The 21,384-nt window shown below is 70.2% G+C and carries 20 protein-coding genes and 1 tRNA gene; 12 read left to right on the top strand and 9 right to left on the bottom strand.

Going from position 1 to position 21,384, the window contains the following annotated elements; genetic code table 11:
• Positions 1-9: 9 nt before the first annotated feature.
• From GGQ63_RS19195 to GGQ63_RS19175, 5 genes are all read left to right on the top strand, one after another.
• Positions 10-1,587 carry an ABC transporter ATP-binding protein gene (locus tag GGQ63_RS19195; RefSeq protein WP_183858228.1) on the top strand — a complete coding sequence of 526 codons (1,578 nt, stop codon included), beginning with the start codon at positions 10-12 and terminating at the stop codon, positions 1,585-1,587.
• A gap of 226 nt (positions 1,588-1,813) precedes the next feature.
• Positions 1,814-2,869: an ABC transporter permease gene (locus GGQ63_RS19190; RefSeq protein ID WP_183858227.1), complete on the top strand. Its 1,056-nt coding sequence runs from the start codon at positions 1,814-1,816 to the stop codon at positions 2,867-2,869.
• An 8-nt stretch (positions 2,870-2,877) separates the two neighbouring features.
• Positions 2,878-3,813 carry an ABC transporter permease gene (locus GGQ63_RS19185; protein ID WP_183858226.1) on the top strand — a complete coding sequence of 312 codons (936 nt, stop codon included), beginning with the start codon at positions 2,878-2,880 and terminating at the stop codon, positions 3,811-3,813.
• A 5-nt stretch (positions 3,814-3,818) separates the two neighbouring features.
• On the top strand, positions 3,819-5,219 hold the full coding sequence (locus GGQ63_RS19180) for an 8-oxoguanine deaminase (protein ID WP_183858225.1): 1,401 nt from the start codon (positions 3,819-3,821) through the stop codon (positions 5,217-5,219).
• A gap of 13 nt (positions 5,220-5,232) precedes the next feature.
• A complete protein-coding gene (locus GGQ63_RS19175) occupies positions 5,233-6,084 on the top strand; it encodes an aromatic ring-hydroxylating oxygenase subunit alpha (RefSeq protein ID WP_183858224.1) in 852 nt (283 codons plus the stop codon).
• 284 nt (positions 6,085-6,368) lie between these two features.
• On the opposite strand, the gene GGQ63_RS19170 is transcribed toward GGQ63_RS19175, so the two are convergent.
• The 5 genes from GGQ63_RS19170 to GGQ63_RS19150 are packed head-to-tail and all read right to left on the bottom strand — an operon-like array spanning position 6,369 to position 10,716.
• Positions 6,369-7,889: an amidohydrolase family protein gene (locus tag GGQ63_RS19170; protein ID WP_183858223.1), complete on the bottom strand. Its 1,521-nt coding sequence runs from the start codon at positions 7,887-7,889 to the stop codon at positions 6,369-6,371.
• On the bottom strand, positions 7,889-8,974 hold the full coding sequence (locus tag GGQ63_RS19165) for a lysine-2,3-aminomutase-like protein (RefSeq protein WP_183858222.1): 1,086 nt from the start codon (positions 8,972-8,974) through the stop codon (positions 7,889-7,891). The genes GGQ63_RS19170 and GGQ63_RS19165 overlap by 1 nt, the downstream gene beginning before the upstream one ends.
• Before the next feature lie 14 nt (positions 8,975-8,988).
• Positions 8,989-10,029: an EF-P lysine aminoacylase EpmA gene (gene epmA / locus GGQ63_RS19160; RefSeq protein ID WP_183858221.1), complete on the bottom strand. Its 1,041-nt coding sequence runs from the start codon at positions 10,027-10,029 to the stop codon at positions 8,989-8,991.
• Positions 10,026-10,394: a type II toxin-antitoxin system RelE/ParE family toxin gene (locus GGQ63_RS19155; protein WP_183858220.1), complete on the bottom strand. Its 369-nt coding sequence runs from the start codon at positions 10,392-10,394 to the stop codon at positions 10,026-10,028. Before GGQ63_RS19155 ends, epmA begins: the two co-directional genes overlap by 4 nt.
• 1 nt (position 10,395) lies before the next feature.
• Positions 10,396-10,716, bottom strand: coding sequence for a type II toxin-antitoxin system ParD family antitoxin (locus tag GGQ63_RS19150; protein WP_183858219.1), 321 nt, complete (start codon positions 10,714-10,716; stop codon positions 10,396-10,398).
• A 147-nt stretch (positions 10,717-10,863) separates the two neighbouring features.
• Here GGQ63_RS19150 and efp point away from each other — a divergent pair, with 147 nt between their 5' ends.
• Entirely contained in the window at positions 10,864-11,430 is a 567-nt protein-coding gene (gene efp / locus GGQ63_RS19145; protein ID WP_183858218.1) for an elongation factor P, read from the top strand.
• Between the two features lie 96 nt (positions 11,431-11,526).
• Here the strand turns inward: efp and GGQ63_RS19140 are convergent, their stop codons facing one another.
• On the bottom strand, positions 11,527-12,591 hold the full coding sequence (locus tag GGQ63_RS19140; RefSeq protein ID WP_183858217.1) for a COX15/CtaA family protein: 1,065 nt from the start codon (positions 12,589-12,591) through the stop codon (positions 11,527-11,529).
• A gap of 134 nt (positions 12,592-12,725) precedes the next feature.
• Here GGQ63_RS19140 and GGQ63_RS19135 point away from each other — a divergent pair, with 134 nt between their 5' ends.
• Positions 12,726-12,932 carry a DUF2842 domain-containing protein gene (locus tag GGQ63_RS19135; protein WP_183858216.1) on the top strand — a complete coding sequence of 69 codons (207 nt, stop codon included), beginning with the start codon at positions 12,726-12,728 and terminating at the stop codon, positions 12,930-12,932.
• A gap of 6 nt (positions 12,933-12,938) precedes the next feature.
• Here GGQ63_RS19135 and GGQ63_RS19130 read toward each other — a convergent pair whose 3' ends face one another.
• The gene (locus GGQ63_RS19130) at positions 12,939-15,014 is read right to left on the bottom strand and encodes a GumC family protein (RefSeq protein WP_183858215.1); all 2,076 of its coding nucleotides are present in this window, start codon (positions 15,012-15,014) and stop codon (positions 12,939-12,941) included.
• Positions 15,015-15,155: 141 nt separating this feature from the next.
• Here GGQ63_RS19130 and GGQ63_RS19125 point away from each other — a divergent pair, with 141 nt between their 5' ends.
• From GGQ63_RS19125 to GGQ63_RS19110, 4 genes are all read left to right on the top strand, one after another.
• Complete coding sequence (locus GGQ63_RS19125; protein WP_183858214.1) at positions 15,156-15,761, top strand: polysaccharide biosynthesis/export family protein; 606 nt, start codon at positions 15,156-15,158, stop codon at positions 15,759-15,761.
• A 7-nt stretch (positions 15,762-15,768) separates the two neighbouring features.
• A complete protein-coding gene (locus GGQ63_RS19120) occupies positions 15,769-16,902 on the top strand; it encodes a glycosyltransferase (RefSeq protein WP_343061217.1) in 1,134 nt (377 codons plus the stop codon).
• A gap of 71 nt (positions 16,903-16,973) precedes the next feature.
• On the top strand, positions 16,974-18,467 hold the full coding sequence (locus GGQ63_RS19115; RefSeq protein ID WP_183858212.1) for an undecaprenyl-phosphate glucose phosphotransferase: 1,494 nt from the start codon (positions 16,974-16,976) through the stop codon (positions 18,465-18,467).
• Positions 18,464-19,720 carry an O-antigen ligase family protein gene (locus tag GGQ63_RS19110; RefSeq protein WP_210308589.1) on the top strand — a complete coding sequence of 419 codons (1,257 nt, stop codon included), beginning with the start codon at positions 18,464-18,466 and terminating at the stop codon, positions 19,718-19,720. Before GGQ63_RS19115 ends, GGQ63_RS19110 begins: the two co-directional genes overlap by 4 nt.
• Here the strand turns inward: GGQ63_RS19110 and GGQ63_RS19105 are convergent.
• Positions 19,684-20,487, bottom strand: coding sequence for a glycosyltransferase family 25 protein (locus GGQ63_RS19105; RefSeq protein WP_183858211.1), 804 nt, complete (start codon positions 20,485-20,487; stop codon positions 19,684-19,686). The genes GGQ63_RS19110 and GGQ63_RS19105 overlap by 37 nt on opposite strands.
• Positions 20,488-20,640: 153 nt before the next feature.
• On the opposite strand from GGQ63_RS19105, the gene GGQ63_RS19100 reads away from it, so the two are divergent.
• On the top strand, positions 20,641-20,976 hold the full coding sequence (locus GGQ63_RS19100; protein ID WP_183858210.1) for an FxLYD domain-containing protein: 336 nt from the start codon (positions 20,641-20,643) through the stop codon (positions 20,974-20,976).
• A 201-nt stretch (positions 20,977-21,177) separates the two neighbouring features.
• On the opposite strand, the gene GGQ63_RS19095 is transcribed toward GGQ63_RS19100, so the two are convergent.
• A tRNA-Pro gene (locus tag GGQ63_RS19095) sits at positions 21,178-21,254 on the bottom strand.
• Positions 21,255-21,384: the final 130 nt, after the last annotated feature.

Below are 21,384 nucleotides of genomic sequence, written 5' to 3'. Positions count from 1 at the left end.
GACGAAGTCATGACGCAGACGGGCGAAACGGCGATCGGCGGCGCGGGAACGCCGCCGATCGTCCTGATGCGGGGCATCGCGAAGTATTTTCCCGGCGTCGTCGCCAATGAGGGGGTCGACCTCGAGGTCAAGCGCGGCGAAATCCACGCGCTGCTCGGCGAGAACGGCGCCGGCAAGTCGACGCTGATGAACATCCTGACCGGCATCTACCAGCCGGATGCCGGCGAGATCGTCATCGATGGCTATGACGCGCATTTCGCCTCCCCGGTCGCGGCGATCGCCGCCGGCATCGGCATGGTGCACCAGCACTTCAAGCTCGTTCAGGCCTTCACCGTCGCGGAGAACATCCATCTCGGCTGGTCGCAGACGCCGCGTTTCGCCTCGGCGCGGGCGCTCGAGGCGCGCACCAAGGCGCTCGCCGAGCGTTTCAATCTCGATGTCGATCCGGCGAAGCGCATCTTCGAACTCTCGGCCGGCGAACAGCAGCGCGTCGAGATTCTCCGCGTGCTCGCCCGCGAGGCGCGGCTCCTGATCCTCGACGAGCCGACCGCCGTGCTCACGCCCGCCGAAGCGCGCGAACTCTTCAAGGCCCTTCGCCGTTTCAGGGAAGCGGGCAATGCGGTCATCTTCATCTCGCACAAGCTCGACGAGGTGCTCGAGATCTCCGACCGCATCACCGTGCTGCGCGCTGGCCGCAAGGTCGCGACGCACGAGGCGGCCGCCTGCGATCCGGCGATGCTCGCCCGGCTGATGGTGGGCCGCGACATCGTCCTCGGCGATTATCGCAAGCGTGACGTCACCGCTGCGCCGTCCGCCGTGCCGCCCGTGCTCGAACTCGACCGCGTCGCCGCGAAGGATGACCGCGGTCTGCCGGCACTCGCCGAGGTCAGCCTGACGCTGCGGCCGGGCGAGATCCTCGGCATTGCCGGGGTCGCCGGCAACGGCCAGCGCGAGCTGAGCCAGGTTCTGACCGGTCTGCGGCCGATCACGGCGGGCGCGATCCGGATCGACGGCAAGACGGTCGATAAGCCGGACGCCTCGGAATGTGCGGCGCGCGGCATCGGCCACATCCCCGACGACCGGCTGCGCAGCGGCCTCGCGCCCTCGCTCTCGGTCACCGACAATGCGGTGATCCGCGAATACAAGGCCGCCCCCCTCGCCGCCGGCCCGCTCTACCGGCCGGGCGCCGCGGGCGGGCTCGCCCGCGAGATCGCCGCGGCGGCCGAGGTCGCGGTGCCCGACTTCGCCATGCCGGTGCGCAATCTCTCCGGCGGCAACCAGCAGCGCCTCGTCGCCCGGCGCGAGATGCGCATCGCGCAGAAGGTGCTCGTCGCCGCCTATCCGAGCCGCGGCCTCGACGTCGGCGCGATCAACACGATGCTGCGCTACTTCGTCGAACTGCGCGACGCGGGCGTCGCGGTCGTCCTGATCTCCGAGGAACTCGAGGAATTGCTCAACCTCTCCGACCGTATCGCCGTGCTCTATGAGGGCCGGATCATGGGCGTGTTCGATGCCGCGGCCGCCGATTTCGAGACGATCGGCCTCCTGATGGGCGGCCGCACCGCGGCCCGTGAGGCGGCGGCATGAGAAGAGCCCTCACCCCGCCCCTCTCCCGCGAGCGGGAGAGGGAGTGCCCCGCGTCCGAATTGACGTCGAGGCGACGGACAAGCGCGACGTCCCCCCTCTCCCGCTCCGCGGGAGAGGGGGCTGGCCTTTCGGTTTCTACGCGGCGCCCCTCCTCCCGGCTCGACCTGCCCCCTCTCCCGCTTGCGGGAGAGGGCGGGGGTGAGGGCCTTCCGCTCGGCAGGCCGGCATGAGCTATCGCCTCCAGCGCCTTCCCTCCGCCCATCCCGGCATTGCCGTTCTCGCGCGGCTGGTGGCGATCGTGCTCGCGCTCGTCATCGCCGGCATCGCGCTCGCCTTCACCGGCGCGCGGCCGCTCGCGCTCGGGGTCCAGGTGATCTCCTCCACCTTCGGCTCGTCCTTCGGGCTCGAGGATCTCGGCCTCCTCGTCACGCCGCTGATCTTCACCGGGCTCGCCGTCGCGCTCACGCAGCGCATCGGCATCTGGAACATCGGCGCGGAGGGCCAATTCTATCTCGGCGCCTTCTTCGCCACCTGGCTCGGCACCTCGATTGCCGGCGCGCCGCTGCCGCTCATGCTCGTCGCGCTGTTCCTCGCCGGGGCGCTCGGCGGGGCCCTGTGGATCCTGATCCCGACGCTCGCCCGCGCCTATGCCGACGTCAACGAGCTGATCACCACCCTCCTCCTCAACTTCGTCGCCACCCTCCTCGTCTATTACGTCTCGACCGGCCCCTGGCGGGACGCGAAGAGCAACATGCTCGCCTCGACCGCCCGCATACGCTACGAGGTGCCCGAGTTCTGGGGCATCGTGCATTGGGGCTTCCCGGTCGCGGTCCTCATGGCGCTCGGGGTGGCGGCGCTGCTCGCCTATACGCGCTGGGGCTATGAGGTGCGCATCGCCGGCGCCAATCCGCAGGCGGCGCGCTATGCCGGCATGCCGGTCCGCCGGCGCATCATCGTCGTCATGCTCCTCTCGGGCGCCATTGCCGGCGTCGCGGGCATGTTCGAGGTCGCCGGCACGGTGCATCGTCTGCAGGGCGGCATCTCCAACAATTTCGGCTATCTCGGCATCATGGTCGCGGTGCTCGCCCGGGGCTCGGCGCTCGCCGTCATCCCGGCCGCCGCGATGATGGCGGTGATCCTCAACGCCGGAATCATTCTGCAGACGCAGGGCATCACCACGAGCACCGTGCTCGCCATCACCGGGCTCGTCCTCTTCTTCACCGCGATCGGCGACGAGGCGGCGCATTACCGCCTCGTCCGCACCGGCGCGCAGCCGGCCTGAGGCACGCCATGGATCTCATCACCGGCATCCTTTCGACCGCCTTCCTCGCCGGCGGCGTGCTCGCGCTCGCCGCGCTCGGCGAGGTGCTCGCCGAGCGGGTCGGCGTGGTCAATCTGGGCGTCGAGGGGCTGATGGCGCTCGGCGCGATCACCGGTATCGCCACCGTCGTCGCCTATCCGAGCCCGACGCTCGGCTTCCTCGCCGCACTCGGCGTCGGCTTCCTGTTCGGCTGCCTCTTCGCGCTCGCCACCGTCACCTGGCGCGCCAACCAGATCCTCTGCGGCCTCGCCCTCACCCTCATCGGCACCGGCCTCGCCGCGACCGTCGGCAAGGCCTATTCGGGCACGCCGTCGCCCGCCGTTTTCGGCCGCGTCGAGATCCCCCTTCTCGTCGACATCCCCGTCATCGGCCGCGCCTTCTTCGCGCAGAACGTGCTCGTCTATCTGATTTTCATCATCCTGCCGGTGGGGTTGCATCTCCTGATGTTTCGTACCCGGCACGGCCTCAACCTGCGCGCCGTCGGCGAGAATCCGGCCGCGGCGGACGCCGCCGGCATCGCCGTGCAGCGCATCCGCTTCTGGTATGTCGCGGCCGGCGCCGCGCTCGCCGCCGGCGCCGGCGCCTATCTCACCCTCGCCTTCGTGCCGTCCTGGTCGGAGGGCGTTGTCGCCGGCCGCGGCTGGATCGCCGTCGCGCTCGTCATCTTCGCGGGCTACCGGCCGCTCAACGCCGTGCTCGCCGCGCTCCTCTTCGGCGTCATCACCGCGCTCGGCTTCGTCGGGCAGGCGCGCAACTGGCCGATCGCGCCGGCGTTTCTCTCGATGCTGCCCTATCTCGGCACGATCGGCTTCATCATCGTGCCCGTCATCGCCTGGCATCGCATGCGGCAATGGATGGCCGCCCCCGCCGCGCTCGGCGAGCCCTATTTCCGCGACGTGCGGTAGCGGCGATGACGACCCTCCTCGTCAAGCACGCGCAAATTCTCGCTACCTTCGACGATGCGGGCCGCGAGATCGCCGATGGCGCGATGCTGGTGCGCGACAATGTCGTCGAGCAGGTCGGCACGACGGCCGAACTCGCCGGCACGCCGGCCGACCGCGTGCTCGATCTGTCCGGCCATGTCGTGATGCCGGGCATGGTCAACACCCATCACCACATGTACCAGAACCTCACCCGCGTGATGGTTCAGGATGACGAACTGTTCGTCTGGCTGAAGACGCTCTATCCGATCTGGGCCGAGCTCGACGACGACGCCATCCACGTCTCCTCGAAGGTCGGCATGGCCGAACTGATCCAGTCCGGCTGCACGACGAGTTCGGACCATCTCTACATCCTGCCGAACGACTGCACGCTCGACGCCTCGATGCGCGCGGCGGCCGATCTCGGCATGCGCTTCCACGGCGCCCGCGGAGCGATGTCGCGCGGCGAGAGCGCCGGGGGCCTGCCGCCCGACCGCTGCGTCGAGAAGGAAGACGACATCCTGAAGGATGCCGAGCGGCTGATCGGCGCCTGGCACGACAATTCCCGGCATGCGATGAGCCGGATCGTGCTCGCCCCCTGTTCGCCCTTCTCGGTGACGCCCGGCCTGATGAAGGAGGCGGCGCAGCTCGCCCGCGCCCATCCGGGCGTCCATCTCCACTCCCATCTCGCCGAAGAACTCGACGAGGAGACCTACTGCCGGGCGATCTACGGCATGCGGCCGGCGGAGTTCGCCGAATCCGTCGGGTGGGTGGGCCCGGACGTATGGTTCGCCCATGCGATCTTCCTCACTTCGGAGGAGATCCGCCGCTTCGCGCAGACCGGAACCGGCATGGTCCATTGCCCCTCCGCCAACATGCGCTGCGGCCAGGGCATCGCCAAGATCCGCGAGATGCTCGATGCCGGCATGCGCTGCGGCCTCGGCGTCGACGGCTCGGCCTCGAACGACACCTCCAACATGTTCCTCGAGGCGCGGCTGGCGCAGCTCCTCCAGCGCGTCGCCCCGAACCGCTATCTGTCCGAGCCGCCCGGCGGACGCGGCGGCTTCGGCGGCACGCCGAAGGCGCTTTCCGCGCGCGAGGCACTGACGATGGCGACCCGCGGCGGCGCCAGCCTGCTCGGCCGCGACGATATCGGCCAGCTCGCGCCCGGCATGAGCGCCGACTTCATCGCCGTGAAGCTCGATCAGCTCGGCCTTTCCGGCACCGAGCGCGACCCGCTCGCCGCGCTCATCATGTGCGGGCCGTTCAAGGTCGACTATTCCTATATCAATGGCCGCGAGATCATCGCGAAGGGCGAATTTGCCGCGCTCGACGTGCCGGCGCTCATCGCCGAGCATCGCGCGGTGATGCAGCGGGTCTATAGCGGATGAGGAGAATGGCGAGATGACCGCGGAACGCGCTTCCCTCGACCAGTGGTATGTGATCGACGCGCTCGCCGACATTCCGGCGGGGCGGAAGGCCAACCGCCTGCTCGGCGTCGACCTCGAAACGCGGCGCGACGCCGACGGGACGATCCGCGTGACGGCCGCCGATCGCGAGGGTCCTCTGCCGACGCGGGCGCGCTACGGCTATCTCTGGACGACGCTCGGCGAGCCGGCGCGCGACGTGGTGCCGATCCCGGAGGCTGACGAGGACGACCGGCGCGAAGTGGTCTGCGGCGCGATCGCGGTCAAGGCGTCGGGCCTTCGGATCGTCGAGAACTTCCTCGATATGGCGCATTTCCCCTTCGTCCACACCGATATTCTCGGCTCCGAGCCGCACACGGAGGTTCGCCACTATACGACCGAGATCCGCCGCGACGTCGACGAGGTGTGGGCGACGAATTGCGAGTTCTTCCAGCCTCAGGCGGCGCTTTCGGCCACCGAGGGGATCATGACGCAATACATGTATCGCGTCGCCTCGCCCTTCGTGACGCTGCTCTACAAGACCTGCCCGAATGCCGCGAACCGCTGGGACGTGATCTGCCTCTTCGTCCAGCCGCTCGACCCGGACCGCTGCCGGGCGCATCCGGTGATGTTCCTGATCGACGACGTCTCGACGAGGCAGAGCCTCGTCCAGTTCCAGCAGGTGATCTTCCTGCAGGACCGCATCATCCTCGAGAACCAGCGCCCCCGCCTTCTGCCGCTCGAACCGCGCGCCGAAATCCCGACCCGCGCCGACGCCTCCTCGGTCGCCTACCGCCGCTGGCTGAAGGAAAAGGGCGTGAAATACGGCACGAGCGAACGGGCGGCCTGAAGGCGCGATATCAAGGCAAGGCGGCTCCACCCACGGCAAGATGATGCGCCACGACGGCGACAGACAGCGGGTTGCGCTGCCGCCCTTCCCCGGATCGGCGCGATTATGGACCCCGGCACGGAGGCCGGGGTGACGGGTCCGCGGGAGGAACCGGTCCCCCAAATCCGAACCGGTCGAGTGCGCGCGGCCCAATCCACCCGTCATGCCGGCCTCCGTGCCGGCATCCATAATCGTGACGGTCCGGCCTCGGCGCACCGCCCGCCAGAGCCCACAGGCCGCCGCGCTCACACGGCTTCGGCGCTGAAGCCCCCGTCCGTGCAGCACGAGCAGGTGGCGAAGCGCTCGACGGGATAAGGCCGCGCGGCGAGGCCGAGGCAGAAGCGGCTGGCGAAGGGTTCGAGCTTCGCCGCGGCCGCGAGCGCCGGGCCCTGCAACGCGGCGAGCTCCGCTTTCGCCGCCTCGGCCCTCCGCGCGAGCGCGCCCATGTCCGAGCCGAGATGGCGGCCGTCCCGCACCACCAGACGGCCGTCGACCATCACGTGGCGCACCGCCGTGCCGTCCTCGACGAGGACGATCTGCACGGTCGGGTCGTTCACCGGCATCCAGTTCGGATGGTCGAGCGCGAGGAACACGATGTCGGCCCGCTTGCCCGGCTCGATCGCGCCGATCCCGGTGAAGCCGGTCTCCCGCGCGCCGCCCTCGGTCGCCGCGCGCAGGATCTCCGGCCCGGTCAGCCAGCGCTCCATGTCGGGGTGGCGCACCGCCGCGACCTGGAAGCCGGCGCGCATCGCCTCGTACATGTTCTGATTGTCCGACGATGCCGAGCCATCCGTGCCGATGGCGAGATTGACGCCCGCGGCGAGCAGGCCGCGCACGTCGGCGATGCCGGAGCCGAGCCGCATATTGGAGCCCGGATTGTGCGACACCGAGGCGCCGGCATCGGCGAGCCGCCGCATGTCGTCGGCATCGAGCCAGACGCCGTGCGCGACCGAGAAGTCCGGGCCCAGCACCCCGAGCCGGTCGAGATGAGCGACCATCGACATGCCGTAGCGCTCGATCGCCGCCACCGCCTGGAACTTCGCCTCGCCGACATGACTCTGGACGACCGTGCCGAACGCGCGGGCGAGCCGGACGGCGCCTGAGAACAGCGCCTCGGAACAGTGCAGCGGGATGGTCGGCGCGACGCCGAGCCGGACGAAATCCCGATCGTGCGGCCAGGCTTCGAGCGCCGCGCGCATCGCGCCGAGCACGGCGTCCGTCTCCGCCGCCGCGCCGACGAGCGGCTTCAGGTCGTCGGGAAGGCTGTCATAGAGGCCGGGTATGGCGTGGTAGAAGGGCGTATCGGCGATCATCGGCGCCATCACCGCCCGCATGCCGGCATCGCGATAGGCCTGCCCCATCGCAATGAGGTCCTCGGTCGAGGCGAAGGGCACGCCGAAGGTCAGGTCGAAGGCGGTCGTGCAACCCTTCATCAGCATCTCGAGCGCGCCGAGATAGGTGTTCAGATATTTGATCTCGGCCGATTGCCGGCTCGTCTGCGCCGGCGCGTTGGCGAGCAGCAGCGCCAGATCGAAGCGGTCGCGACTGCCCCGGGTGAGCGTGCCGACGCCGTGCGTATGGCCGTTGACGAGGCCGGCATGCATCAGCAGGCCGGCCGCGTCGAAGAGTTCGGCCCCCTCCGGCGCGGCGAGTCCCGGCGGACCGACCTCGAGGATCGCGCCGTCGCCGACGAGGATGTCGCGGAACGGCGCCGACCGGCTCGCGAGATCGACGAGACGGCCGTTGCGGATGATCAGATGGCGCATCAGGACTCCTCCCCGGCTGTCGGCGCGCCATAGCCATGCAAGCGGCCGGCCGGGTCGGTGACGGTCGCGGCGGCGAGGTCGGCATAGGCCGGGCCGACCGGCACCTTGCCGTAGCCGCCGGGAATGTCGAGCACATAGGTCGGCTGCGCGAGACCCGAGAGCCGGCCGCGGAGCGCCGCCATCAGCGCCTGCCCTTCGGCGATCGTGGTGCGGAAATGCGCGGTGCCGGGCGCGAGGTCGGCATGATGGAGATAATAGGGCTTTACCCGCGCCTCGACGAAGGCCCGCATCAGCGCCGCCATGGTCTCGACGTCGTCATTGACGCCCTTGAGGAGCACGGTCTGGCTGACGAGACCGATGCCGCCCTCCGCGAGGCGGGCGATCGCGGCGCGCGCCCCCGGTGTCAGCTCGCGCGGATGGTTGGCGTGGATCGCGAGATAGCTCGTCTTGCCGGGGCTCGCGAGCGCCGCGACGAGCTCCGGCGTCACGCGCTCCGGCGCGACGACGGGCACACGGCTGTGGAAGCGGACGATCTTCACGTGGTCGATCGCCGCCAGCCGGCGCATCACGCCGGCGAGCCGGCGCGGCGCGACGACGAGCGGATCGCCGCCGGTCAGGATCACCTCCCAGACCTCCTTGTGGTCCGCGACATAGGCGAGCGCGGCATCGAGCGCTGCACCTTCGAGGAGGGTCGGGCCGCCGGGGCCGACCGTCTCGCGCCGGAAGCAGAACCGGCAATAGACGGCACAGGCGTGCACGAGCTTGAGGAGCAGCCGGTCCGGATAGCGGTGGACGACGCCGGCGACCGGGCTGTGCGCGTCGTCGCCGATCGGATCGGCCCGCTCCTCCGGCAGGGTGACGAGCTCCGCAGCGGCAGGGACGAACTGCCGGGCGATCGGATCGGCCGGATCGGCGGGGTCGATCAGATCGGCGACCGCCGGCGTCACCGCGACGGCATAGCGCGCCGCGACGGCCTCGATCTCGGCGCGCCGCTCGGGCCGCAGGAGGCCGGCCTCGACGAGGGCGGACGCATCGCGCAGCGTCTGCGGCGGGAGGGCGAGGCGGGCGAGCGGTTCGGCGGACATGCCGCCGTCATCGGTCATTCCGATGCCGGTGTCCAGACGACCTCGGCGAGCCGGGCGACACCGGTCGCGAGCATGACGAGCCGGTCGAAGCCGAGCGCGATGCCGGAGGCCTCCGGCATGATGGCGAGCGCGGCGAGAAAAGCCTCGTCGAGCGGATAGCGCTCGCCATAGCGCGCCTCCTTCTCGTCCATCTCCGCAAGGAAGCGGCGGCGCTGCTCGGCCGGGTCGGTCAGTTCGCCGAAGCCGTTCGCCAGCTCGACGCCGCAGGCATAGAGCTCGAAACGTTCGGCAACCCGGGGGTCCCCGGGCTTGGGGCGGGCGAGCGCCGCCTCGACGACCGGGTATTCGCAGAGCACGGTGGCCCGGCCGATGCCGAGGTGAGGCTCGACCTTCTCGACGATGACGCGGCTGAAGACGTCGCTCCAGGTGTCGTCGAACGCCACCCGCAATCCCGCCCCCTCGGCCGCCGCGACGAGCGCGTCGCGATCCGGCGCACCGGCGCGGTCGAGCGTGGCGAGGAGGTCGATGCCGGCGTGGCGCGAAAAGGCCTCGGCGACGGTGAGCCGCTCCGGCTCGGCGAAGGGGTCCGCCTCGCGGCCCCTGTGGCGCAGCCGCGTGCTGCCGGCGGCCTCGGCCGCGGTGGCGAGCAGGCGGGCGCAATCCTCCATCAGCGCCTCATAAGGGGCACGCGCACGATACCATTCGAGCATCGTGAACTCGCTCGCGTGGCGCGGGCCGGCCTCGCGGTTGCGGAACACGGGCGCGAAGGTGAAGAGCCGATCCTCGCCGGCGGCGAGCAGTTTCTTCGCCGCGAATTCCGGCGAGGTGTGCAGATAGAGCGGCTCGCGGCGACCATCGGGATGGATGCGTTCGGTGGCAAAGGCGTGCAGATGCGCCTCGTTGCCGGGCGAGACCTGGAGCACGGCGCAATCGACCTCGAGGAAGCCGTCCGCCTCGAACAGCCGCCGGACCGCCGCCTTGACACGATTGCGGGCGAGAAGCACCGGCCGCCGGTCGGCATGACGGACGGGATCCCACCAGGGTGTCGGGGTCATCTCTGGTGTCCAGCGAAACGCCCCGGCGCGTGTCGCGTCGGGTCCATGCGCTCATGCAGAATGCGGCTGATGCCGATCAGACCGGGGGTGAGCGAACGGTAGAAAATGATGTGACGGGGCTCGCGAATCCTTCCACCCGGAACACGCAACCGGCTGTAGCGAATATGGTAGGCACGCGTCCCCGGCCCGCCCTTTGTAACCTCATGAGAACCCGGACGCATCGGGTCGGCCGCGATATCCCGCAGCGCCGTCAACAACAGCGTCTCGTAGCGGTAGCCTGCATCCTCACCAAACAATTCGCGCGAGTAGAGCACGACATCGTCAATGTCGTCTTGCGCCTCGGCCGACAGGACGAAGCGTGCCATTTCAACGTTTGGCTCGCACGTGCCCGGGCTCCTCTGCTCTCATGCGTTCTGCGGCGCGGCGCCCGGCATCCCGGACAAATTCTTCGAGCCCGGCATCGTCGAGATCGATGGATCGACCCGCCTCGATATCGTCGAAACCGCGCTGGACGGCGGAGTGAAGCGCCTCCAGACTTTCGGCATAGTCGCTCTCGTGCTCCCTCATGAGACGCAGGCCCTCATCGAGCACGTCGCCTGCGCTTCCGTAGCGTCCGGTTGCGACCAGTTCTGCGATGATCTCTTCCTGACGGTCCGTCAGTGTCAGGATGCGGTTCGACTTCGACATGGCTTCGATCCTGTTCGAAGACACCATTATAAGGGAACGTCCCGGCAAAGGCACGGGGACTGGCGCAATCGCCCGAAATCGGTATGGTGCGCGCCGATATCGGGCCGGCATGCGCCCGGCTCCCCCAAGACTCCGAGGACGTGTTCCGTGAAGGTTATCGCCAGCCAGATTCGCAAGGGCAACATCGTCGAGGTCGACGGCCGCCTCTACGCCGTGCTCTCCGCCGAGAGCTTCCACCCCGGCAAGGGCACGCCGACGACGCAGATCGACATGCGCCGCCTTTCCGACGGCGTGAAGGTCTCGAACCGCTACAAGACCACCGAGCAGGTCGAGCGCGCCTTCGTCGAGGACCGCGACTTCTCCTTCCTCTACGAGGACGGCGAGGGCCACACCTTCATGAACACCGAGACCTATGATCAGGTCATCGTGCCGAAGGACGTGATCGGCGATCTCGCCCCCTATCTGCAGGAAGGCATGGTCGTCCGCCTCGCCATCTATGAGGGGCAGGCGGTGTCGATCGAACTGCCGCAGCGCGTCACGCTCGAGGTCGTCGAGACCGAGCCGGTGACCAAGGGCCAGACCGCCTCCTCCTCCTACAAGCCGGCGATCCTGTCGAACGGCGTGCGCACCAACGTGCCGCCGCATATCGGCGTCGGCACGCGCATCGTCGTCCTCACCGAGGACGGCTCCTATGTGGAGCGCGCCAAGGACTGACCGGTCCGCTCGTAACGAACGAAAAAGGCCCGGCGCCTCCAAAGGCCCGGCGCCTCCTCGGCGCCGGGCCCTTTCTATGGGGGCTCGTCGTCCGGCTCAGCCGGTGATCGGGGTCGGCGGCGCCATGCGGCGGCGGAAGCCGACGGCGGTGACGAGAAGGCCGGCTGCGACGAACTGATGCGCGAGCGCGAGGCCGATCGGCACGACGTGGACGAGCGTCAGGATGCCGAGCACCGCCTGGATCAGCACGACGCCCAGAAGATGGAGCGCGCCGCGCCGCGCCGGGCTGCGCCAGGCGGCGAAGGCGAAGAGCGCCGTCGCGACGAGGATCAGATAGGCGACCATGCGGTGGTTGAACTGCACGGTCATGACATCCTCGAAGGCGGAGCGCCACCACGGATCGCCGTCATAGATGCGGCTCGGCACGAGGCTGCCGTCGAGCAGCGGCCAGGTGTTCCAGGCATGGCCCGCATCGAGGCCGGCGACCAGGCCGCCGAGGAAGATCTGCAGGAAAACGAGCCCGACGATCGCCGTCGCGGCGCGCCGCAGGCCGGGCGAGACCGTGATGAAGGTCGCCGCCCGCGGCGACAGGCCGCGCCAGATCCAGGCGGTCGCCGCGAGGATGATGCAGGCGACCGTCAGATGGGTGGCGAGCCGGTACTGGCTGACGTCGACCCGGTCGACGAGGCCGCTCGCCACCATCCACCAGCCGATCGCGCCCTGCAGCCCGCCGAGCAGGAAGAGACCGACGAGCGGCAGGATGAGACGCCGCTCGATCGCGCCGATCAGCCACAGCCCCACCAGCGGCACGAAGAAGACCAGACCGATCAGCCGGCCGAGCAGGCGATGCGCCCATTCCCACCAGAAGATCGTCTTGAAGCCGTCGAGCGACATGCCGCGGTTCAGTTGCTGATACTGGGGGATCTGCTGGTATTTGGCGAACTCCTCCTGCCACTCGGCCTCCGAGAGCGGCGGGATCACGCCGTGGATCGGCTTCCACTCGGTGATCGACAGGCCGGATTCGGTCAGCCGCGTCGCGCCCCCGACGACGATCATCGCGACGATCATCAGCATGACGGTAGCGAGCCAGGCGCGCACCAGGCGCCGGTCGCGCAGGCGGTCGCGGCCGGCCGGGACTTCCGAGACGAACGTTGCGGTCATGGCGTGTCCTTTCGGCCCAGAGGGATAGAAGCGCGCCACGGCCGGGACAAGCGCACGCTTTGACGCGGCGGCGGCACGCCGCTTGGCAGGACGCCGCGCGACGGCTATTCGGGCGGCAGCAAGAAGGACGCCCCATGCCGCCTCGCCTGCGCAGTCTGATCGGTGCGATCGCGCTCGTCGCGCTGGTCGTCGTCTACGCCTTCCTCGCCATGGTCGTCGCGCTGTTGACGCTGCCCGGCGCGCCGGGCTGGGTACAAGGCGCCTATTACGTGATCGCCGGCCTGCTCTGGGTTCTGCCGGCCGGCCTGATCATCCGCTGGATCCTGAAACCCCGCGCCTGAACCTCTTCAGGCCGCCACCGAGGCCGGATCCGTCGTGCCGCCCGGTTCGACCGCGAGCACGAGGACGAGCGGAATGCCCGCCGCGGTCGCCGCCTCGACCGCCCGGGCGGCGCGCGGGTCCGCACCGCCGCCGCTCACCACCAGAACCGCGCCGGCCTTCTCGGCCGCGCCGGTCATGCGGCGCGGGTCGAGATCGATCACCACGCGATCATAGGTGAGGTCGAGCGCCTCGATCAGCGTCGCGAAGCGCTCGCTGCCGATCGCGTCCTCGGCGAGTGGACGGCGGCCGAGCGGGATGATATGGGCGCGCGACAGGCGATCTCGGAAGATCACCTGCGCGAAGGAGGCCTCGTTGAGATAGAGCTCGGCGAAGCCCGGCAACAGTTCGCTGCTCATCATCGCCCGCCCGTCCGCGCCATCCTCGTGCAGCTCGACGAGCACGGTGCGCTCGCCGCGCGCCGCGAGGCAGCGGGCGAGCGCGACGCCGCCAAGCGGCCGCGTCCCCTCGCCGTCCACCGTCTCGACGAGGATGCGCCGGGCGTCCTTCTCGCGGATGCGGGCGGCGATGCCGGCGAGCGATTCCTCGGCGCGCGGCGGGAGGAGCGCCGCATAGCTCGGATCGGCAGGCATCATCCGGCGCACCCGGTCATCCTCCGGCCAACGGACACGGGCATCGACCGGGACGGCGTCGGGGACCGGCGGCACGTCCTCGAGCACCGGCGTACGCCGGAGCGGCCGGCCGCTGCCGAGCTCGCGCAGCAGCACGACGGCGAGCGCCAGCATGAGGAAGGCGACCGTCACCGCGGCCGTGATCGGGGTGCGGCGGGGAAATGCCGCCTGCAGCGGCGGCGCGGCGCGCGAGATGATGCGCGCATCCGCGGGCAGGTCCTCGCCTTCCTTGCGCGAAACCGCCTCGCGATAACGCCGCAGATAGGTCTCGAGCAGGTCGCGCTGGGCGGCCGCCTCGCGCTCGATCGCGCGCAGCTCGACGCCCGAATCCCCGGCCTGGGCAGCGGCGGCCTTGGCGCGACCGAGGTCGCGGCCGACCTCCTCCTCCCGGGCCCGGGCGAGTGTCGCCGCGCCTTCGAGCCCGCGCAGGACGCGTTCGGCCTCCTGTCGGGTCTGTCCCGAGAGGCTCTCGATCTGCGCCTCGACCGCCCGCATGCGCGGATGGCCCGGCAGCAGCGTCGCCGACAGCTGGGCGGCCTCCGCCCGCAGCGCCGCCTGCTGCTCGCGCAGGCGCTGGATCAGCGGCGCGTTCGAGACGTCGAGCGAATCGAGCGCAGCGCCGGAGGCGAGGCCCTCGCGGATCGTCGACGCCTGCGCTTCCGCCGCAGCGCGGGCGGCCGAGACGCGTGCGAGTTCTGCGGTGAGCGCGGCGAGCTGCTGCTGCGCCACCGTGCCGGCATTCTCCCCGCCCGTCTCGAGCAGTCCGCGGCGGGAGCGGTAGGCCTCGGCCTTCGCCTCCGCCTCCTTCACCTTGCCGCGCAGCCGGTCGATCTGGCCTTCGAGCCAGCGCGCGGCATCGGCATTGTCGGCCCGCTTCGTGGCCCGGTCGAACTGCAGATACTCGTCGGCGACGAGGTTGGCGACGCGCGCCGCGAGGTCCGGATCGGCCGAGGAGAAGTCGATGACGATCACCCGCGTCTGGTCGACCGGATAGACATCGAGCCGCTCGGCGAAGCGCTCGAGCACGCGCTCCTCGATCGGCTCGGCGGCGGGCGCGGCCTTCAGGCCGAGATCGACGAGGAGCCTTTCCACGGGCGAGGCGGTGCGGACAGGGTCGAACTCGGCGATCCGTTCGAGCCCGGCACGGCGGGCGACGCTGCGGGCGAGATCGCGCGAGCCGATCAGCTGCACCTGGCTCGCCACGCCCTCGCGGTCGAGCAGCGCCCGTTCGTCCTCGCCCGCCGGCTGACTGCGCAGGACCGCCGGTTCGCGATTCTCGATCAGGAGCTTGGCGGTCGCCTTGTAGCGCGGCTCGATCAGGCCGAGGCCGAAATAGGTCGCCGCCGCGACGAGAAGGGCGAGCACGAGGAGGACCGGCAGCGCGCGCCACAGGGCGCGGAGCAGCGCGCCCATGTCGAGCTCGACGTCGTCGCCTCTGGAAAAACGTCCATCCGCCACCGCGCGGGGTGCTCCAACCTGCCCGGCCGGATCATGAAGGGACATGGTAACCGGTCCCTTAACGCCGTGCCGCCGCCGCTTTACGCGACATTAACCATGAGCGCCGACAGTCGCGGCGACACCGTTCCGGAGAACCAGGTGACGCTCCGTCCCGCCACCGCCGCGACCCTTGCCGCCCTGCTGCCGCTCGCCGCCTGCCAGACGCAGCCGCCGCAACCGGCCGTGGCGGAGGCGTCCTTGACGGCGCCCTACCGGATCGACAGCGGTGACCGGCTGCGCGTCGTCGTCTATGGCGAGCCGGACCTCTCCAACAGCTATACGGTCGATTCCTCCGGTGCGATCGCGCTGCCCCTCGTCGGCGCCATCGCCGCCCGCGGTCGGACCACGGCGCTGATCGAGGCCGAGATCGCGAAGAAGCTCGGCGGCCGATTCGTGCGCAACCCGGACGTCACGGTGGAGATCGATCGCTACCGGCCGCTCTTCGTCATGGGCGAAGTGACCAATGCCGGGCAATATCCCTATGTCGACGGCATGACCGTGCAGAGCGCGATCGCCACCGCCGGCGGCTTCTCGCCCCGCGCGGCGAAGCGCGGCTTCGACGTCACGCGCGTCGTCGACGGCACCAGCGTGACGTTCCGCCTCGGGCCGAACGATCCTGTGCTGCCGGGCGATACGATCGATGTCGGCGAGCGGTTCCTGTGAGCCGGCGGTGGGCAAGGATGAGCGGCTGCGCATCGTCCACTGCTTCCGCAATCCGGTCGGCGGCCTGTTCCGGCACGTCCGCGACCTCGCGGTGGCGCAGGCCGAGGCGGGCCACGCCGTCGGCCTCGTCTACGATTCCTCGACCGGCGGCGCCTATGAGGACCGCCTCGTCGCCGCGATCCGCAATCATCTGGCGCTCGGCATCGCCCGGGTGCCGATGCGGCGACAGATCGCACCCTCCGATATCGCCACCGCGATCCGCCTCTTCCGGCGCATCCGGGCTCTCGGACCCGACGTCATCCACGCCCACGGCGCCAAAGGCGGCGCCTATGGCCGGGTGATCGGCACCCTCTTGCGGGTTTCTGGTTCTCGCGTCGCCCGCATCTACACCCCCCATGGCGGCAGCCTGCACTATGATGCGGGCACCGCCTCGGGCTGGGCCTATCACCGGCTCGAACGCCTCCTCGAGGCGATGACGGACGGCCTGATCTTCGTCAGCCGCTACGAGGCGGACGCCTACCGCGACAAGGTCGGCGCCCCCCGGCCGCCGGTGACGATCGTGCCGAACGGCCTCGCGGCGGCGGAGTTCGAACCGGTCGCCACCGCGCCGGACGCCGCCGACTTTCTCTTCATCGGGATGATGCGGGACCTCAAGGGCCCCGATCTCTTCATCGAGGCGATGCGGCTTCTCCATGCGAACGGTCTTGCGCCGACCGCCCACATGGTGGGCGACGGCGACGGCCTGCCGCGCTATCGCGCCATCGTCGAAGCCGCCGGGCTCGGCGAGGCGATCCGCTTCCATCCGGCGATGCCGGCGCGCGCCGCGTTCGCGATGGCGCGGGCGGTCGTCGTGCCGTCGCGCGCCGAAGCGATGCCCTATATCGTGCTCGAAGCGCTCGCGGCAGGCCGCCCGACGGTCGCCACCGCGGTTGGTGGCATTCCCGAGATCTTCGCCGGCCGGGCCGACGCCCTCGTGCCGCCCGGCGATGCCATGGCACTCGCCGCGGCCATGGCGGAGCTGCTCGATGCGCCGGCCGCATCCCGGGATACCGCGGAGGCGCTCCGGGAATCGGTTCGCACACGCTTTTCCATTGCGGCGATGACGGCGGCCGTTGCCGGGGCCTATCGCGGCGCCCGCTGATCGGGCAAACCATCGATGAGCCCCCGCCTTCGCCGGAGGGTGGCGGAGCGAGCGGAGACGGACGAGGACCGATGAGCGAGGGCGTTCCAGCGGGCGACGGAACCGCGGCCGACGCGCTCAATGCGCATGCGCGGGCGGTCGCCGCGGCCCTGTCCCGCAAGCCCATGGCGCCGGGCAGCGTCGCCTTCGGCGTCGGCCTCGCCGAGGCGCTCGCCCTCTCTCTCTGCGGCGCCCTGCTGTCGCTCGCTCGCATCGAATCGACCGCCGATGCGGGCTTCACCTACGGCCTGCCGATCCTCGGCGGAACGCTCTTCGCCATCGCCGCGATCCGTGCGGCGGATGGCTACGCCATGCCGGCGCTCCGGCATCCGGTACGCGGCCTCGCGCCGGCGTTCGGAGCCTGGACGCTGGTCTTTGCCGTATTCGCCGTGCTCGCCTTCTTCCTGCAGATCGGCGACGTCTACTCCCGGATCTGGTTCGCCGCCTGGTACGGGTGCGGTCTTGCCGCGCTCGTCCTCGTCCGCCTCGCCGCCGCCCGGCTGATCCGGGTCTGGACACGGAGCGGCCGGCTCGAGCGGCGGGTCGTCATCGTCGGCGGCGGCCAGCGCGCCGCGGACCTGATCGCGGCTCTTTCCGTCTCGCCCGAGGAGGGTCTGCGCATCTGCGGCATCTTCGACGATCGCGGCGGAGAGCGGTCGCCCGACATCGTCGCCGGCCATCCGAAGCTCGGCACCATCGCGGAACTCGTCGCCTTCGCCCGCATCGCCCGGATCGACCTTCTGATCGTCTCGCTGCCGCTCGCGGCGGAGGCGCGGGTGCTCGCGCTGCTGAAGGAGCTGTGGGTTCTGCCGGTCGACATCCGTCTCTCGGCGCTCGGCAACCGGCTGCGCTTCCGGCCGCGCTCCTATTCCTATCTCGGCGCGGTCCCCCTCCTCGACCTGTTCGACCGGCCGATCGCCGGTTTCGGCTGGGTCGCGAAGCGCGCTTTCGATCTCGTCATCGGCGGGCTCGCGCTCGTCCTCTTGTCGCCCGTCATGCTCGCGACGGCCCTCGCCGTCCGGCTCGACAGCCCCGGGCCGGTGCTCTTCCGGCAGAAGCGCTACGGCTTCAACAACGAGGTCATCGAGGTCCTGAAGTTCCGCTCCATGTACCACCACCTCTCGGACCCCGGCGCGAAGGTGGCGGTGCGCCGCGAGGACGACCGCGTGACGCGGGTCGGCCGCTTCATCCGGCGGACCTCGCTCGACGAGCTGCCGCAGCTCGTCAACGTGCTGCGCGGCGAACTCTCGCTCGTCGGACCGCGGCCGCATGCGGTGACGGCGCACACCGAGAACCGGCTGTGGAACGAGGTGGTCGATGGCTATTTCGCCCGCCATCGGGTCAAGCCCGGTATCACCGGCTGGGCGCAGGTGAATGGCTGGCGCGGCGAGGTCGACACCCCGGAGAAGCTGCGCCGGCGGATCGAGGACGATCTCTATTACATCGAGCACTGGTCGGTCCTGTTCGACCTCTACATCCTCGTCTTGACGCCGTTCCGGCTGTTCGGCGCGGAGAACGCCTATTGAGCGCGCTCGCAACCACGCAGCCGCGGCCGGCGCGGGGTGTCTCCGTGCGCCGGATCGCCGACGCGACGCTCGCCGTCCTCGTCTTCCTCTCCGGCTTCGTCATCGTCGAGCCGGCGCCCTATGACCTGGCGCTCTGCGGCGTCATGGCCGTGTGGGCCTTTTGTGGCCTCTCCATCCCGCGGCCGATCCTGCCCCTCGTCCTCCTCCTGATTGTCTATTGCGCGGGCGGCCTCATCTCTTTCACCCAGCTCGACGATTTCCGCGAGCCGCTGATCTACTGGGCGACGACGCTCTTCCTCGCGCTGCAGGCGATCTTCTTCGCCGCGGTCGTGCCGCAGGACCCGGCGCGACGCTTCCTCGTCATCGAGCGGAGTTATGTCGCGGCCGCGCTCGTCGCGGCGCTGCTCGGCGTGCTCGGCTATTTCGGCGCCATCCCCTATTCAGCGCTCTTCACGCTCTATGAGCGCGCGCGGGGGCCGTTTCAGGACCCCAACGTCTTCGGCCCCTTCCTGGTCCTGCCATTGCTGGTCCTCGCCCGCGGCATGCTGACGGGACGCGGCGGCCTCGCTACGCCCGCCCGCGCGCTCGGCGTGCTCGTTCTCGTGAGCGGGATATTCCTCTCCTTCTCGCGCGCCGCCTGGGGCATGACGGCGCTCGCCCTGCCGCTCGCGGCCGCCTTCGCCTTCGCGACGGAGGAGAGCGGCCGCGCGCGCCGGCGGATGATCGTGCTCGTCATCCTCGGCATCGCCACGCTCGGCCTGCTGCTCGCGGTCGCCATCCACGTCCCCGCCGTCGAGCAGCTCCTCGTTCAGCGCGCGGCGCTCGTGCAGGACTATGATGCCGGGCGGCTCGGCCGGTTCGAGCGGCACCTGATCGGGCTCGCCCTGATCCCGGAGCATCCGCTCGGGCTCGGCCCCTTCGTGTTCGGCCACATGTTCGGCGCCGACGAGCACAACATGTGGCTGAAGGGCTTTCTCGTCTATGGCTGGCTCGGCGGCTTCGCGTATCTGGCCCTGGTCGGCCTGACGCTCGCCGTCGCTTTTCCTCTCCTCGTCCGCCGCACGCCCTGGCAGGGCTTCCTGCAATGCGTCGTCGCCGTCTATCTCGGCCACCTGGTGATCCATTTCGTGATCGACAACGACCACTGGCGGCATCTCTTCCTGATCTACGGCCTGATCTGGGCCGCCCATGCCGTCGACCGCCGCGGCCCCGCGCGTCAGCCGCCGAGGAACGGCACGCGCTTCGGCCGGTAGCCGAGCGCATAAGCGGGCAGCGGTCCGACGGCGAACCGCGCCAACTGCTCGACCGGACGGGCGATCTCGCGGGCAAGCTTGCCGAGCCCCTTGCGCTTCTCGAAGCGCGGGGTGCCCCGCGGCACGGAACTCGCGAGATAGGCGGGCGCGGTGTCCCGCATGAACCGGCCCATTTGGACGACGACCGCGGGGTCGAGCTGGTAGGTGACGAGCCGTGGCTTCCGGAACGGCGCGAGCTGGAAGACGATGTTGTCTGTGCTGACCGTCAGCCTCTCGCTGACCGCGAGGAGCAACGCCGCCGCGGCCCGGTCGAGGATATAGCCCGCCGTCCCGAAATGCAGCGAAGCGAGCCGGCGGAGTGCCAACCCGTCGACCCGGGTGACGGCTGACGAGACGATCACCCGGTGGCGGAAGGTCTCGAGCTTCACGAGCCGCGCATCGGCGGGGATCCAGCCGGTCCGGGCGAGCAGGTGCGCCGCGACCGGCGCGATCGTCACGTCGTCTTCGAAGATCGCCGCATAGGGCTCGGAGGTGTCGAGAAAGCGGCGCCAGGCGATACGATGGCTGAGCGTGCAGGCGACTTCCGGATCGGAGAGATGATAAGCGCCGGGTGTCGCCGACCGTGCGGCGGCGAGCACCCCGCCCGGGGTCTCCGCCGCATCGACGGCCGCGACCCGCTCGAAGGTGAGCCCGATCGCCCGGCCGTGCGCCTCCATCCGCGCCCGGCGCTCGGCATGACGATCGAGATTGATGAGATAGCAGATCACGGGCGCTCCCATCGCTGCCGCCCCCCGGCCGCGGCACACATTGGCGCCCGGTCGGCAATCCGGCAAGAGCCGGCGCCCGCGGCGACAGGTGCCGTTCCGGTTGCCCGGCGGGCGTGGTAAACCGCCGGCGTCTTCTTCGGTCGGGATCCCTCCATGCGCGCCGCCCTCACCTTCCTCCTTCTCCTCGCTGCGGCGCCTGCCGCCTTCGCCGCCGGCAAGCCGTTCACCACAGGAATGAGCGAGCTGACGGTCACCGGCACGGCGGCGAGCATCATGTTCGAGGTGACGAATGTCGGAACGGCGCCGGTCCGCGACGTGAAGCTCGAATGCATCTTCTACAACGCGAGCGGCTATTCCGTCGGCACGGCGACGGCCGATGGCGGCGCGATCGCCGCAGGTGCGTCGATCTACAAGAAGCTCGCGACCTCGACCACCTCGGGCGCGGCGAGTGCCGATTGCTCCGTGGCGAGCTTTGCTCCGGCGGAGTGAACGGCAGGGCCAAACGCCGCCGATTCGGCGCTCGGGGCTCGCCCGCCGCCCCCCGAGCGGCGGCGCGGGCGATCGGCTCGGCGGCATCGCCGCGCCTCGACCCTTCGATCGCGCCGGCGGTCGATGTCCGGGCGATAGCACCGCCTCTACGGCGCACAGGGCGAACCGGCGCGCGAGATCAGGCGATGCGGCGGAAGAAAATGGTCGGAGCGGCGGGATTCGAACCCACGACCCCTTGACCCCCAGTCAAGTGCGCTACCAGGCTGCGCTACGCTCCGATCCGAAAGGCCGGTTGAACCGGCGACCGGCCGAGGCCGATCCGGCGCCGTGGGGGCGGCGCCGCGGCGCCTGATTAGCACGCTTCCGCGGCCAATGCGACCCCATCTTGCGGCTTCCGAAGCGATCCCG

This window comes from Prosthecomicrobium pneumaticum, assembly GCF_014199915.1.
GTDB lineage: Bacteria > Pseudomonadota > Alphaproteobacteria > Rhizobiales > Kaistiaceae > Prosthecomicrobium > Prosthecomicrobium pneumaticum.
The sequence above is the reverse complement of the archived record's forward strand: the minus strand, read 5'-3'. Positions and strand labels throughout refer to the sequence as shown.

Excerpts from the sequence above, each read along its gene's own strand:
- GGQ63_RS19155 (WP_183858220.1), bottom strand. The coding sequence starts at position 10,394 with ATGGCACGCTTCGTCCTGTCGGCCGAGGCGCAAGACGACATTGACGAT.
- GGQ63_RS19175 (WP_183858224.1), top strand. The coding sequence starts at position 5,233 with ATGACCGCGGAACGCGCTTCCCTCGACCAGTGGTATGTGATCGACGCG.
- GGQ63_RS19180 (WP_183858225.1), top strand. The coding sequence starts at position 3,819 with ATGACGACCCTCCTCGTCAAGCACGCGCAAATTCTCGCTACCTTCGAC.
- GGQ63_RS19190 (WP_183858227.1), top strand. The coding sequence starts at position 1,814 with ATGAGCTATCGCCTCCAGCGCCTTCCCTCCGCCCATCCCGGCATTGCC.
- GGQ63_RS19130 (WP_183858215.1), bottom strand. The coding sequence starts at position 15,014 with ATGGGCGCGCTGCTCCGCGCCCTGTGGCGCGCGCTGCCGGTCCTCCTC.
- GGQ63_RS19100 (WP_183858210.1), top strand. The coding sequence starts at position 20,641 with ATGCGCGCCGCCCTCACCTTCCTCCTTCTCCTCGCTGCGGCGCCTGCC.
- GGQ63_RS19165 (WP_183858222.1), bottom strand. The coding sequence starts at position 8,974 with ATGTCCGCCGAACCGCTCGCCCGCCTCGCCCTCCCGCCGCAGACGCTG.
- GGQ63_RS19125 (WP_183858214.1), top strand. The coding sequence starts at position 15,156 with ATGAGCGCCGACAGTCGCGGCGACACCGTTCCGGAGAACCAGGTGACG.
- GGQ63_RS19170 (WP_183858223.1), bottom strand. The coding sequence starts at position 7,889 with ATGCGCCATCTGATCATCCGCAACGGCCGTCTCGTCGATCTCGCGAGC.
- GGQ63_RS19150 (WP_183858219.1), bottom strand. The coding sequence starts at position 10,716 with ATGTCGAAGTCGAACCGCATCCTGACACTGACGGACCGTCAGGAAGAG.
- GGQ63_RS19185 (WP_183858226.1), top strand. The coding sequence starts at position 2,878 with ATGGATCTCATCACCGGCATCCTTTCGACCGCCTTCCTCGCCGGCGGC.
- GGQ63_RS19135 (WP_183858216.1), top strand. The coding sequence starts at position 12,726 with ATGCCGCCTCGCCTGCGCAGTCTGATCGGTGCGATCGCGCTCGTCGCG.
- epmA (WP_183858221.1), bottom strand. The coding sequence starts at position 10,029 with ATGACCCCGACACCCTGGTGGGATCCCGTCCGTCATGCCGACCGGCGG.
- GGQ63_RS19115 (WP_183858212.1), top strand. The coding sequence starts at position 16,974 with ATGAGCGAGGGCGTTCCAGCGGGCGACGGAACCGCGGCCGACGCGCTC.
- GGQ63_RS19140 (WP_183858217.1), bottom strand. The coding sequence starts at position 12,591 with ATGACCGCAACGTTCGTCTCGGAAGTCCCGGCCGGCCGCGACCGCCTG.
- GGQ63_RS19195 (WP_183858228.1), top strand. The coding sequence starts at position 10 with ATGACGCAGACGGGCGAAACGGCGATCGGCGGCGCGGGAACGCCGCCG.